10 protein-coding genes are annotated in these 11,810 nt (G+C 69.3%); 6 read left to right on the top strand and 4 right to left on the bottom strand.

Annotated elements, in window-relative coordinates:
- Positions 1 to 21: 21 nt before the first annotated feature.
- Together ABZU32_RS12820 and ABZU32_RS12815 are read right to left on the bottom strand one after the other, a co-directional pair.
- Positions 22 to 243, bottom strand: a complete 222-nt coding sequence (locus ABZU32_RS12820) for a DUF397 domain-containing protein (protein ID WP_354921078.1) — start codon at positions 241 to 243, stop codon at positions 22 to 24.
- A 2-nt stretch (positions 244 to 245) separates the two neighbouring features.
- Positions 246 to 1,109 (bottom strand): helix-turn-helix transcriptional regulator, encoded by an 864-nt coding sequence (locus tag ABZU32_RS12815; RefSeq protein WP_354921075.1) that lies wholly within the window; start codon positions 1,107 to 1,109, stop codon positions 246 to 248.
- Positions 1,110 to 1,433: 324 nt separating this feature from the next.
- Between ABZU32_RS12815 and ABZU32_RS12810 the strand changes: the two genes are divergently transcribed.
- Positions 1,434 to 1,985, top strand: coding sequence for an ATP-binding protein (locus ABZU32_RS12810; protein WP_354921072.1), 552 nt, complete (start codon positions 1,434 to 1,436; stop codon positions 1,983 to 1,985).
- 102 nt (positions 1,986 to 2,087) lie between these two features.
- Here ABZU32_RS12810 and ABZU32_RS12805 read toward each other — a convergent pair whose 3' ends face one another.
- Together ABZU32_RS12805 and ABZU32_RS12800 are read right to left on the bottom strand one after the other, a co-directional pair.
- A complete protein-coding gene (locus ABZU32_RS12805) occupies positions 2,088 to 3,857 on the bottom strand; it encodes a 5'-nucleotidase C-terminal domain-containing protein (protein WP_354921069.1) in 1,770 nt (589 codons plus the stop codon).
- Positions 3,858 to 3,980: 123 nt separating this feature from the next.
- The gene (locus tag ABZU32_RS12800; RefSeq protein WP_354921066.1) at positions 3,981 to 5,744 is read right to left on the bottom strand and encodes a discoidin domain-containing protein; all 1,764 of its coding nucleotides are present in this window, start codon (positions 5,742 to 5,744) and stop codon (positions 3,981 to 3,983) included.
- Positions 5,745 to 6,108: 364 nt separating this feature from the next.
- Between ABZU32_RS12800 and ABZU32_RS12795 the strand changes: the two genes are divergently transcribed.
- The 5 genes from ABZU32_RS12795 to ABZU32_RS12775 all read left to right on the top strand — a co-directional run bounded on the left by ABZU32_RS12795 (position 6,109) and on the right by ABZU32_RS12775 (position 11,809).
- Complete coding sequence (locus ABZU32_RS12795; RefSeq protein WP_354921063.1) at positions 6,109 to 7,416, top strand: extracellular solute-binding protein; 1,308 nt, start codon at positions 6,109 to 6,111, stop codon at positions 7,414 to 7,416.
- A 166-nt stretch (positions 7,417 to 7,582) separates the two neighbouring features.
- Positions 7,583 to 8,557: a sugar ABC transporter permease gene (locus ABZU32_RS12790; protein WP_354921060.1), complete on the top strand. Its 975-nt coding sequence runs from the start codon at positions 7,583 to 7,585 to the stop codon at positions 8,555 to 8,557.
- Positions 8,557 to 9,384 (top strand): carbohydrate ABC transporter permease, encoded by an 828-nt coding sequence (locus tag ABZU32_RS12785; protein WP_354921057.1) that lies wholly within the window; start codon positions 8,557 to 8,559, stop codon positions 9,382 to 9,384. The genes ABZU32_RS12790 and ABZU32_RS12785 overlap by 1 nt, the downstream gene beginning before the upstream one ends.
- A 2-nt stretch (positions 9,385 to 9,386) precedes the next feature.
- Positions 9,387 to 10,823: a GH1 family beta-glucosidase gene (locus ABZU32_RS12780; RefSeq protein WP_354921054.1), complete on the top strand. Its 1,437-nt coding sequence runs from the start codon at positions 9,387 to 9,389 to the stop codon at positions 10,821 to 10,823.
- Positions 10,820 to 11,809, top strand: a complete 990-nt coding sequence (locus ABZU32_RS12775) for a LacI family DNA-binding transcriptional regulator (protein WP_354848855.1) — start codon at positions 10,820 to 10,822, stop codon at positions 11,807 to 11,809. Before ABZU32_RS12780 ends, ABZU32_RS12775 begins: the two co-directional genes overlap by 4 nt.
- Position 11,810 lies beyond the last annotated feature (1 nt).

Raw genomic sequence — 11,810 nt, 5'->3', positions numbered from 1 at the left:
AAGTCCTCTGCCGGGAGGTGCCTACCGGAAGTCGAACTCGTTGGCGCGGACGCCGGCCAGGAAGGCGTCCCACTCGGCCCTGGTGTAGATGATCGTCGGGCCGTCGGGGTGACGGCTGTGCCGCACGGCGATCCGCCCACTCCCGTCGAGCAACGGCCCCGCCTCGACACAATTGGAACCGGCGTCGGGACTGAAACTGCTGATGTGCCACGCAGCGGTCTGCTCATGCTCGGGGGCCGACATCGTCACCTTCCGCTGAGCTCGTCGAACTCGTCCATCGCCGCTCGTATCAGCTTCAAGGACTCGGAGGAATCTGGCAATTCTGACTGTATGCGATCGAATTTCAGCATAAGCCTATCCACTCCCTCCGCTTCAACGTAGATCCCGCCGGCGGGAGTATCGACATATCCGATCTGTGGATAGGGCTCGGGCATCTCGAAGATCCTGAACGAACCATCGTGAGCGGCATGGGCACCGGCCGCGAACGGCAGGATCCTGATGTCGATGTTCGGAAGATGGCCGAGATCGAGCAGGTGTGCGAGCTGTTCCTTCATGCCGGATTCCCCGCTCACCCGCCGCCGCAGGAGGCCCTCATCCAGGACAACCTCGATCCGAGGTGGCTCCGCAGCGGTGAGGATCTGCTGGCGCTCCAGCCGGAATCGCGCCCCTGACGCGGCCAGCGTCGGATCCGTGTCGGTCTGCCGGATGACCGCCTCCATGTAGCCCATCGTCTGAAGCAATCCCGGGATCACCAAGGCGTCGAAGGACCGGATCACCCGTGCCCTTGATTCCACCCACGCGTAGTCGACGATGAGCTTCGAGAGATTGCCCGAGTAGCTGTCCCACCAGCCCTCATGCCACACCTCGGCAGCGAGTTTCATCAGATCGCCGCGCTTATGCGGATCGGCGATTCCATAGAGATCGAGCAGCGCCTGGACGTCGGGCGTGCGCGCCGGATACAGACCGGTTTCCAGACGGCTGATGGTGGCACCGTCGCGCTGGATGTAGTCGCCCGCCTCGGGCAGCTTGAGACCCGCGGCTTCGCGTAGCTCACGGAGTTGCCGACCAAGCCACTGGGCCCGCAAGGTCATGCCACGCTTCGCGCTCATGTGATCACCTCATCGCGTCGGGACGGACGGAAGGTTACTACTCATCGTGTCCAAGTGGTACGTTTCCGCGATCCCTGTGCATGCATGCACTGTGTCTGTCATGGTGTGTGACGACAAGCACACGAAGGGTTGCCGTCGCAAGAATCGCGTCCACAATTCGGCCGGACCGGAGGTCGCGCCATGCAGGTCGATAGATCGTCCTTCCGGCGACCCGGGACGAAGCACCGGATCACCACAGACCGATCCGGGCAGGGCCGTGCGGCGCTGATCGTGGCGTCCGCGTCGGCCCGGAGCGTTCTCATGAGACAGAAGGGAAGTATCCCGATGATCGCGATGCGGCCTCGTGCTCTGGCTGCGGCGCTGGGCGGGCTGACCGCCTTGTTCCGTTCGGCCTCCGAAACCAGGGAGGACTCCTCGGACGTGGAGCGTGAGCGGACGACGCACCCTCTCACCGGTCCGGCCGCGTTCACGGGGCTTCCGGTGATCAGGCACCGGTTCGCCCCGTCCGCCTCGCAGGTCAGGCCGGCCCGCGCCTTCGTCGCCGGACTGCTCGGCGAAGAGCACCCCTGCCGAGACGACGCCATGCTTTTGACCAGCGAGCTGGCGGCCAACGTGGTGCGGCATGCCGTCGAGCAGGACTTCCTGGTGTCGGTGGCCTTCCCCGCCACCGGTGTGCTGGTCGCAGTCGAGGACGGTGGCTCGTCCAAGATCCCCCACGTGCGCACGCCCGCCGACGACGAGCCCGACGGCCGGGGCCTCGCGATCGTCGACGACCTCTCCTCGCGCTGGGGCTTCGAGCGACGGCCCTCCGGCACCCTCGTCTGGTTCGAACTCGCCCAGTCCGTCACGGACCGGCCGCTTCGGACCTCGGGGTGATCCGCGCCGATCGGCGGGCCGGAACGGCTTCCGGGAAAGGGCCGGCCGGTGCTCTGGGGGGGAGCACCGGCCGGGGGAGGTGTGTCGAGAAGAGAGGTGTGTCTAGAAGACCGGGACGCCTGCGCGGGTGAGTTTCCAGTTAGGGGTGGCGAAGGTGGCGGGGTCGATGGTGCCGGAGGCGGTGGCGTATTCGATCAGCGCCTGGCGGATCTCCACCTGGGCGTTGTAGACGACCGGGGCCGTCGCGACGTGCGGGAAGCCGCCGCCGCCCGACTGCCGGTAGTTGTTGACGGCGACCACGAACTGCTGGTCCGCGGTCACCGGGGTGCCCTGGTAGGACAGGCCGACGATGCGCTGGCCGACCGGCTGGGAGATGTCGATGTCGTAGGTGACGCCCGAGAGCTGGTCGTAGTTGTAGTCCGGAGTGCCGCCCGCGTTGGTCAGCGTGGCCAGGTCGACCGGCGCGCCGGGGGCCACCTGGGCGAAGTACTTGGCGGAGTACTCCAGGTAGTCCTTGATCTGGGCGCCGGTGAGCTTCACCCCGAACAGCGTGTTGTCGTAGACGTACAGGCCCGCCATGTCGCGCACGCTCACCGGGCCGGCCGGGAAGACGGCGGTGCGGCTGAACGGCGCGGCGATCGACAGCACCGGCAGCGAGGCGTCCGGCGTCCCGGCGATGGCCTTGCTCACCAGGTCGGTCTGCACCTTCTGGATGTAGTCCAGGATCGGGGTGTCCTTGTACGGCGACTCGGCCGCCGACAGTTGCTCCTTGGACTGGGCGATCACCTGGTTGACGTAGCCGACCGTCTTGTCGTGCTGGTCCTTCATCAGCGCGACGATCTTCGGGTCCTCGGCCACGGTGTTGGTGTTGACCGTGGTGGAGGACTTGCCGGCGACGGTCCAGCGGCCCTTCTGCTTGGCCAGGGTGAAGTCGACGACCGACAGGCGCTGGCCCCACTTGCCCGGCTCGGTCAGCAGCACCTGCCGCCCGGTCACCTTGTTGGTGACGAACCTCTGCGGGACGTCGTTGTGGGCGTGGCCGAACAGGACGGCGTCGATGCCGGGCACCTGCTCGGCGACCATGGCCGCGGCGTTCTCGACCGGCAGGTCGGTGCCGTAGGAGGACAGGCCGTTGTCGCCGGCGTGCGCGGTGACCATGACGACGTCGGCGCCGAGGCCGCGGATCACCGGCACCCATTTCTTGGCGGTGGCGACCAGGTCCAGGAACTTCAGCTTGCCCTCGACGTTGGCCTTGTCCCAGATGGCGATGCCCGGGTTGGTCAGGCCGAGCACGCCGACCTTGACCGGCTTGTCGCCCTTGACCTTCATCGTCTTGATGACGAACGGCCGGTACGCCGGCAGGCCCGTCTTGGCCGAGACGGCGTTGGCGCCGAGCACGGGCGCCCTCATCTGCTTGACCCAGGTGGCCAGCAGGGGGAGCCCGTAGTTGAACTCGTGGTTGCCGAGCGTCACGGCGTCGTACCCGATGGCGTTCATGGCCTTGGCCATCGGATGGGTCCGGCCGGTCTCGGTGATCGGCTCGACCTTGGCGTAGTAGTAGTCGAGCGGAGTGCCCTGGATGGTGTCGCCGGAGTCGAACAGCAGCGTGTGGCCGGCGCCGCGGTCGGCGCGGATCTGACCGACCAGGGTGGAGACCTTGGCCAACCCGACGTTGTTGTGCGCGCTGTCGTCGTACTCGGCGTTCTTGTAGTAGTCCCAGTTAAGGGCGTTGCCGTGGATGTCGGAGGTGGCCATCACGGTGACCTTCACCGTGTGGCCGCCGGAGGCTGAGGCGGGCGCGGGGGAGGCGAGCAGGCCGGCGGCCACCGCCGCGGTGGCGGCGGCCAGGACCCGGCCGATTCTGGAACTCATGGCTCGGGAGGGTAGCCGTGGGATGTCGCTCGATGGTCACAGGACGCCATTGGCGACATATCGCACTGATGACCTCCCCTCCGGACAGGAGGGCCGCCGGAGGGGAGGGGCCGCGTCACCCGGTCACTGGTACACGCGGACGTAGTCCACGAGCATCCGCTTGGGGAACCCGGTGGTGGCGTCCGGCGGACCGGGCCAGTCGCCGCCCACGGCGAGGTTGAGGATGATGTAGAAGGGGTGGTCGTAGACCCACGGCCCGCGGGTCGCCTCGACCGTCGCCTTGTCGGCGGTGAAGACCGTCCGGCCGTCGAGGGTGAACACGATGCCCTTGCTGTCCCAGTTGGCGGCCCAGACGTGGAAGTCGTCGGAGAAGTCCGCCCCGCCGGCCAGGGTGTACGGCGAGCCGTAGCCACCGCCGCCGTTGTAGGCGGGAGCGTGCAGCGTCGAGTAGGCGGTCTTGGTGTCCTTGCCGAGGACCTCCATGATGTCGACCTCACCGTTGTACGGCCAGGGGCGGCCGGTGAGGAAGTCGGCGCCCATCATCCAGAACGCCGGCCACAGGCCGTTGCCCTTCGGCACCTTGATCCGGGCCTCGACGCGGCCGTAGGTGAAGGTGAATTTGCCGCCGGTGTTCATCCGGTGCGAGGTGTACTGGCAGGTGCCGCCCGGGCAGGACGATCCCGCGGTGACCTCCTTGCGGGCCTCCATCACGAGGCTGCCCGCGCCGTCCATGGACGCGTTGTTGTTGGTGTAGTACTCCAGCTCGTTGTTCGGGCCGGTGCCGGTGTCGGTGGTCCACTTGGCGGGGTCGGGCCTGCTGCCGGCCGCGCCGTTGAACTCGTCGCTCCACACCAGTTGCGGAGGGTTGCGCGGGTCGGACGGCAGCGGGGGCGGGGTGATCGGCGCGCCGCCGGTGCCCCAGACCTGGAACTCCCACAGCGAGTAGCCGTAGGCCGTGGCGCGCTGCGTGCCGTACATGCGCACGTAGCGGCCGGTGCCGTTCACCGTCAGGGTCTGCTTGAAGCCGGTGCCGGTGGTCGTCGTGTAGATCGGGGTCCAGGTGACCGCGTCGGGGGAGGTCTGGATCTGGAACGCCCGCGCGTAGGCCGGGTCCCATTGCAGGATCACCTTGTGGATCTGCGCGGTCGCGCCGAGGTCCACGTAGATCCAGCCGGGGTCGACCCATCCGGTGGTGGAGCTGGTCGCCCACCGCGTCGCCGGGTCGCGGTCGAACGCCCTGGAGGCGACGCAGCCGCCGCAGTTGACGTCGTCCTGGGTGGTGGAGGCCACGCCCGGCCTGCCGTACGACAGCAGCCTGTCGCCCCCGGGGTCGCTCGGCGTCGGCGTCGGCGTGGGGGTGGGGGTGGTGGTCCCCGAGCCGGTCTGGACGGCCAGCTCCCACAGCGAGTAGCCGTACTGCGTGGCGCGCTGCGTGCCGTACACCCGCAGGTAGCGCCCGGTGCCGGTCACCGCGAGGTTCTGCGTGCCACCGGCGCCGGTGGTCGTGGTGTAGATCGGGGTCCAGGCGGCGGCGTCGGAGGAGGTCTGGATCTGGAACGCCCGGCCGTAGGCGGCCTCCCAGCTGAGGGTGACGCCGCAGATCTCCTTGGCCGAGCCGAGGTCGACCTGGATCCACTGCGGGTCGCTGAACGCGCTGGACCAGCGGGTGCCGGGGTCGCCGTCGACCGCGGAGGCGGCGGGGAAGGCGATGTTCTCGGCGGACGACGCGGTGACCGGCCGCCCTCGGGCGGCGTTGTCGGTGCCGCACGCGGCGAGCGGGGCGGCGGCCGCGGCCGGGACCAGGGTGAGACAGGAGGTGATCACGGCGGCCACGGTGGCGAACAGCAGGCCCGAGCGACAACGGCTCGGGCCGCGGGGCAATCTCACGGCGTCTCCTCGGGATGGCGTGGGGGGTTCGGGGAGCGCTCCCTGGAAGCCGAGACTGCGCTTCGTGTGAAGAGCTGTCAAGTGGCCCGTTAACACGAAGGAAACCTGCCGATCACCCGCGAAACGCCCGGAGAATCGCGCTGAGAGCGCTCTCAGTCATAAGGCGGTGTCAATGTGACACACGCTCTGACCTGCGAATGCTCGCGTCGATCTTAGAGAGCGCTTTCTTATGTCGTCGCCGCTTCACTTGTGCACATCACGGCGATCGTTACCGGTGAACCCGTTGACACGGACGTGGGGGCGGCGTGACGCTTCTCGGGGAGCGCTCCCTCCAAGATCCACAATTCGCCCCCCAGGAGGGTCTATGGGCAAGTTCCGCCCCGGGATGGTCACCCCTCTGCTCGCCGCGGTGCTGGCCGTCAGTGTCACCGCGTGCGGCGGCGGAGGTGACGGCGCGGGCGCCGGCGCCTCCTCCGGTGCCGCCCAGCCGGCCGAGAAGATCAAGCTGACCGTCGCGCTGTTCAGCGACTTCCACTTCGCGCCGCTGTACGAGGAGTTCAAGAAGACGCACCCGAACGTCGAGATCATCGAACGCCGCTCCCAGTTCAACGACCACCACAAGAACCTCACCACGCAGGTCGCCACCGGCTCGGGAGCCGCCGACGTCGAGGCCGTCGAGGCCGGCTACATCGCCACCTTCACCCCGCTCGCCGACAGGTTCTACGACCTCAACGAGTACGGCCTGGGCAAGCGCCAGTCCGACTACCTGGACTGGAAGTGGAAGCAGGGGCTGTCCGCCGACGGCGGCAAGCTGCTCGGCCTCGGCACCGACGTCGGCGGCCTGGCCATGTGCTACCGCACCGACCTGTTCAAGAAGGCCGGCCTGCCCACCGACCGCGACGAGGTCTCCAAGCTCTGGCCCACCTGGGAGGCCTACATGGAGGCGGGCAAGAAGTTCGTCGCCGCCAAGGTCTCCGGCGCCAAGTGGTTCGACGGGCCCGGCGAGAACTTCCGCGCCATGGTCGACCAGGCGCCCGTCGGCTTCTACGACGAGCAGAACAACCTGATCGCCGCCACCAACCCCGACGTCAAGAAGGCGTTCGACCTGAACGCCCAGATGATCCAGGCCGACGAGTCGGCCAAGCTCGCCGCCTTCAGCCCTCCGTGGAACACCGGCCTGACCAAGGGCTCGTTCGCCACCATCATCTGCCCGTCCTGGAAGACCGGCAGCATCAAGGACGCCGCGCCCACCACGGCCGGCAAGTGGGACGTCGCCGCGGTGCCCGGCGGTGGCGGCGGCAACCAGGGCGGCACCCACCTCATGGCCCCCAAGCAGGGCAAGCACCCCAAGGAGGCCGCGGAGCTGATCGACCTGCTCACCGGCAAGGACGCCCAGCTCAAGCTGTTCACCGACGCGGGCGCGCTGCCCTCGATCCCCGCGCTCTACGACGACCCGACGATCACCGGGTTCAAGAACGACTTCTTCAACGACGCCCCCACCGGCAAGATCTTCACCGACGCGGCCAAGGCGCTCAGGCCCCAGCACGTCGGCCCCAAGGCCAGTGACGTCCTGACCGCCTTCGGCAACGCCCTCCAGCGCATCGAACAGGGCAAGCAGTCGCCGCAGGACGCGTGGGCGCAGGCCGTCAAGGACCTCGACCGGATCAAGTAACCCGCGACGCGTGGCCGGCCCGGCACCAGCGGGCCGGCCGCCGATCCGCGAGGTCCCCTGGTAGTCGTGCCCGCCCCGGCGGCGCCGCCGGCCGTCCACCCCGGCCGGGCGCCCCCGGCGGCGCGGCCCGGCCGCCGGACCCGATGGCCTGCCGAAAGGAGCTGCCATGGCCACCCGTGCCCCCGACAACCTGGCGGCGACACCGCCCCCCGCGCCCGTGCGGTCCCGTCCGCGCGCCCAGCGGCGCCACCTCGCCCACCGGCTGGACGTCAAGGCGTCCCCCTACGCCTACGTCGCCCCGTTCTTCCTGCTGTTCTGCGCCTTCGGGCTGTTCCCGCTGGCCTACACCGCCTGGGTGAGCCTGCACGAGTGGACGCTGCTGTCCGACGTCCACGAGTTCGTCGGCCTGGACAACTTCACCGCTCTCCTCGGCGACGACTACTTCTGGAACGCCACCTTCAACACGCTGTCCATCGGCGTGATCTCCACGGTCCCGCAGCTCCTGCTGGCCATCTGGCTGGCCCACCTGCTCAACCGCCCGCTGCGCTCCCAGACGCTGTTCCGCGTCACGCTGCTGCTGCCCAACGTCACCAGCGTCGTCGCCGTCGTCGTCATCTTCAGCCAGCTCTTCGGCCGCGACTACGGGCTGATCAACTGGGTGCTGTCGTGGTTCGGCGCCGGCGCCATCGACTGGAACGCCGGGACCGCCACCTCCCACATCGCCATCTCCGTCATGATCATGTGGCGGTGGACCGGCTACAACGCGCTCCTGTTCCTGGCCGCGATGCAGGCCGTGCCGCGCGAGCTGTACGAGGCGGCCACCATCGACGGAGCCGGCGGCCTGACCCAGCTCCGCAAGATCACCGTGCCGATGATCCGGCCGACCATCGTCTTCGTGGTCATCACCTCCACGATCGGCGCCATGCAGGTCATCGCCGAGCCGCTGCTGTTCGGCGTCTACAGCCCCACGGGCGGCCCCGACCGGCAGTACCAGACGCTGTCGCTGTTCATCTACGAGAACTTCGTCAAGCTCGACTTCGGTTACGCCTCCGCCGTGTCCTGGATGATGTTCCTCTTCATCGTCGTCATCGCGGCCGTGAACTACCTGCTGACCCGCCGGACGAGGGGGAACCTGACGTGATGCCGCGCACGGCGGGCACCGCCCGCACCCTGATCTACCTCACGCTGATCGCGGTGGCGTTCTTCTCGGCGCTCCCGCTCTACTACAGCGTCGTGGTGGCCTCCCGCGACAACGCCGCGCTGGCCGACGTGCCCCCGCCGCTGCTGCCCGGCGGCAACCTGCTCGCCAACATCGGCCGCGTCTTCGACACCGTCCCCTTCGCCCTGGCGCTGCTCAACTCCGTGCTGGTCGCCGGCTCGATCGCGCTGTCGGTGATGTTCTTCTCCACCCTGGCGGGTTTCGCCTTCGCCAAGCTGCGCTTCCGCGGCAGCAAGGTCCTGCTGCTGCTCACCGTGGCGACGATGATGGTGCCGACCCAGCTCGGCATCATCCCGCTGTACCTGCTGATGGTGAAGCTCGAGTGGACCGGCAGCATGTACGCGCTCATCGTCCCCGCGCTGACCAACGCCTTCGGCGTCTTCTTCATGACGCAGTACCTGTCGCGGGCCCTGCCGACCGAGCTGCTGGAGGCGGGACGTGTGGACGGCTGCACCACCTGGGGCCTGTTCTGGCACGTGGTGCTCCCCGCCGCACGGCCCGCGGCGGCCGTGCTGGGCATGCTCACGTTCATGTCGGCCTGGAACGACTACTTCTGGCCCCTCATCGTGCTCACCCCGGAGAACCCGACCGTGCAGGTCGCGCTCTCCACGCTGGCGGCGGGTTACATCAGTGACTACGCGCTCAGCCTGACCGGCACCGCGCTCGGCACCCTGCCGCTGGTCATCGTCTTCGCCCTGCTCGGCAAACAGATAATCGGCGGAATCATGCAAGGCGCCGTGAAAGGATGATCATGACCGTGACCAGTCGGGGGACCCTGGCTTCGCATTCGACGCAGGGGCGGGCGGTCTTCCCGGAAGGGTTCGTGTGGGGCGCCGCGACGGCGGCGTACCAGATCGAGGGGGCGGTCAGGGACGACGGCCGCGGGCCGTCGGTCTGGGACACCTTCTCCCGCACCCCGGGCAAGGTGGCCTCCGGGCACACCGGCGACGTGGCGTGCGACCACTACCACCGCTACGCCGAGGACGTTCGCCTGATGGCCGACCTTGGCCTCGGCGCCTACCGTTTCTCGGTGTCCTGGCCGCGGGTGCAGCCGGACGGCGCCGGGCCCGTCAACACGCGGGGGCTGGACTTCTACGACCGGCTGGTGGACGAGCTGGTCGCGGCCGGAATCACCCCGTACGTGACCCTGTACCACTGGGACCTGCCGCAGGCGCTGGAGGACCGCGGCGGCTGGACCTCGCGGGACACCGCCCACCGGCTGGCCGAGTACGCCGAGGTGGTGCACGCGCGCCTCGGCGACCGCGTGCGGCACTGGACCACGCTCAACGAGCCGTGGGTGCAGGCGTTCCTCGGCTACGGCAACGGCGTGCACGCGCCCGGGCGCACGGACGCGCGTTCGGCGCTGCTTGCCTCGCACCACTTCGTGCTCGCCCACGGGCTGGCCACGCAGGCGCTCCGCTCGGCGGGCGCGCGGGAGATCATGCTGGTCGTCAACTCCTCGCTGGTGGTGACGCCCGAGGGGATGCTCGACCCGGACGCCCCGGTGTCGGAGGCCGACGCCGAGGCGGTCACCCGCGCGAACGCGATGCTGCACCGGCAGATCCTCGACCCGGTGCTGCTCGGAGAGTACCCGGCCGAGATGCTGGAGATCCTGGAGCGGCACGGGGGCACCGGCCACATCCACGACGGCGATCTCAAGGAGGCCCACCAGCCGACCGACGTCATCGGGGTCAACTACTACAACCCCTGTGTGGTGCGGTCCAAGCGAGGCGAGCCGGCCGACGCCGCCTGGCCCGGCAGCGAGGACATCGCCTTCCCCGGCGTGGAGGCGCCCAAGACGGCCATGGGATGGCCGATCGTCCCCGAGACCCTGTCGCGCCTGCTGCTCCAGCTCTCGCACGACTACCCCGGGACGGCGCTGATGGTGACCGAGAACGGGGCCGCCTTCGAGGACGTGGTGACCGCGGGCGCGTCCGGGGACCGGGTGCACGACGCCGAGCGCACCGCCTACATCGACGCGCACCTGCGCGCCGTGCACGCCGCCATCGAGGGGGGCGCGGACGTGCGCGGGTACCTGGTGTGGTCGCTGCTGGACAACTTCGAGTGGGCCGAGGGGTACGACCGCAGGTTCGGCATCGTCCACGTCGACTTCGCCACCCAGCGGCGGCTGGTCAAGGACAGCGGCATCTACTACCGCGAGGTCATCAGGGAGAACGGACCGGCATGAGACGACCCACCTTGGAGGCGGTGGCGGCACGGGCCGGGGTGTCGAAGTCGAGTGTGTCGCGGGTGGTCAACGGCGAGACCTCGGTCACGCCCGCGATCCGCGACCAGGTGCTGCGCGCCGTGCGCGAGCTCGGGTACGTGCCCAACGGCGCGGCCCGGAGCCTAGCGACCCAGAGCACCGACACGGTCGCGGTGATCGTGTCGGATCCGCCCCAAGGTGTGGTGTCCGACGACCCGATGTTCTCCACGGTGGTCCGCACCGTGAGCCGCGTCCTGGAGGACGCCGGCAAGCAGGTCACGCTGATGCTGGCGGGGTCGAAGGAGAGCCGGGCGCGTATCGAGCGGTTCATCGCGGCCGGGCACGCGGCGGGGCTGCTGCTGGTCCCGATGCACGGGCCCGACCCGCTGCCGGGGGCGCTGGCGCGCATGGGCGTGCCCATGGTCTCGTTCGGCAGGACCGCGCCGGGGGTCGCGTACGCGGACAACGACAACGTGGGCGGCGCCTCGCTCGCGGCCGGCCACCTGCTGTCGCGCGGGCGCCGCCGGGTCGCCACGATCACCGGCCCGCTGGACATGATCCCCTCCCAGGACCGGCTGGCCGGCTACCGGGAGACCCTGCGCGAGAGCGGGCGCCGGTCGAACGTCGCGATCGGGGACTTCACCCGCGTCTCCGGCGCGCAGGGGATGCGGCAGCTGCTGGAGGACGACCCGGCGCTGGACGCGGTGTTCGCGGCCAACGACCTGATGGCCATCGGCGCCCTGCACGCCCTGCGGGAGGCGGGGCGCAGAGTGCCCGACGACGTGGCGGTCGTGGGCTTCGACGACATCGAGGCCGCCATGTACACCGCGCCGCCGCTGACCACCGTGCGCAGCCCGATGGGCGACCAGGCGGCGGCCGCGGCGCGGCTGTTGCTCGGGCTGCTGGACGGAGAGCCCGGAGAGCCTGTCATCATGCAGAACGAGCTGGTGGTCAGGGAGTCGACGTAGA

Origin of the sequence: Sphaerisporangium sp. NPDC005288, from assembly GCF_040607475.1 — a bacterium.
GTDB lineage: Bacteria > Actinomycetota > Actinomycetes > Streptosporangiales > Streptosporangiaceae > Sphaerisporangium > Sphaerisporangium rhizosphaerae.
The sequence above is the reverse complement of the archived record's forward strand: the minus strand, read 5'-3'. Positions and strand labels throughout refer to the sequence as shown.

Excerpts from the sequence above, each read along its gene's own strand:
- ABZU32_RS12790 (WP_354921060.1), top strand. The coding sequence starts at position 7,583 with ATGGCCACCCGTGCCCCCGACAACCTGGCGGCGACACCGCCCCCCGCG.
- ABZU32_RS12780 (WP_354921054.1), top strand. The coding sequence starts at position 9,387 with ATGACCGTGACCAGTCGGGGGACCCTGGCTTCGCATTCGACGCAGGGG.
- ABZU32_RS12775 (WP_354848855.1), top strand. The coding sequence starts at position 10,820 with ATGAGACGACCCACCTTGGAGGCGGTGGCGGCACGGGCCGGGGTGTCG.
- ABZU32_RS12820 (WP_354921078.1), bottom strand. The coding sequence starts at position 243 with ATGTCGGCCCCCGAGCATGAGCAGACCGCTGCGTGGCACATCAGCAGT.
- ABZU32_RS12795 (WP_354921063.1), top strand. The coding sequence starts at position 6,109 with ATGGGCAAGTTCCGCCCCGGGATGGTCACCCCTCTGCTCGCCGCGGTG.
- ABZU32_RS12805 (WP_354921069.1), bottom strand. The coding sequence starts at position 3,857 with ATGAGTTCCAGAATCGGCCGGGTCCTGGCCGCCGCCACCGCGGCGGTG.
- ABZU32_RS12810 (WP_354921072.1), top strand. The coding sequence starts at position 1,434 with ATGATCGCGATGCGGCCTCGTGCTCTGGCTGCGGCGCTGGGCGGGCTG.
- ABZU32_RS12815 (WP_354921075.1), bottom strand. The coding sequence starts at position 1,109 with ATGAGCGCGAAGCGTGGCATGACCTTGCGGGCCCAGTGGCTTGGTCGG.
- ABZU32_RS12785 (WP_354921057.1), top strand. The coding sequence starts at position 8,557 with ATGCCGCGCACGGCGGGCACCGCCCGCACCCTGATCTACCTCACGCTG.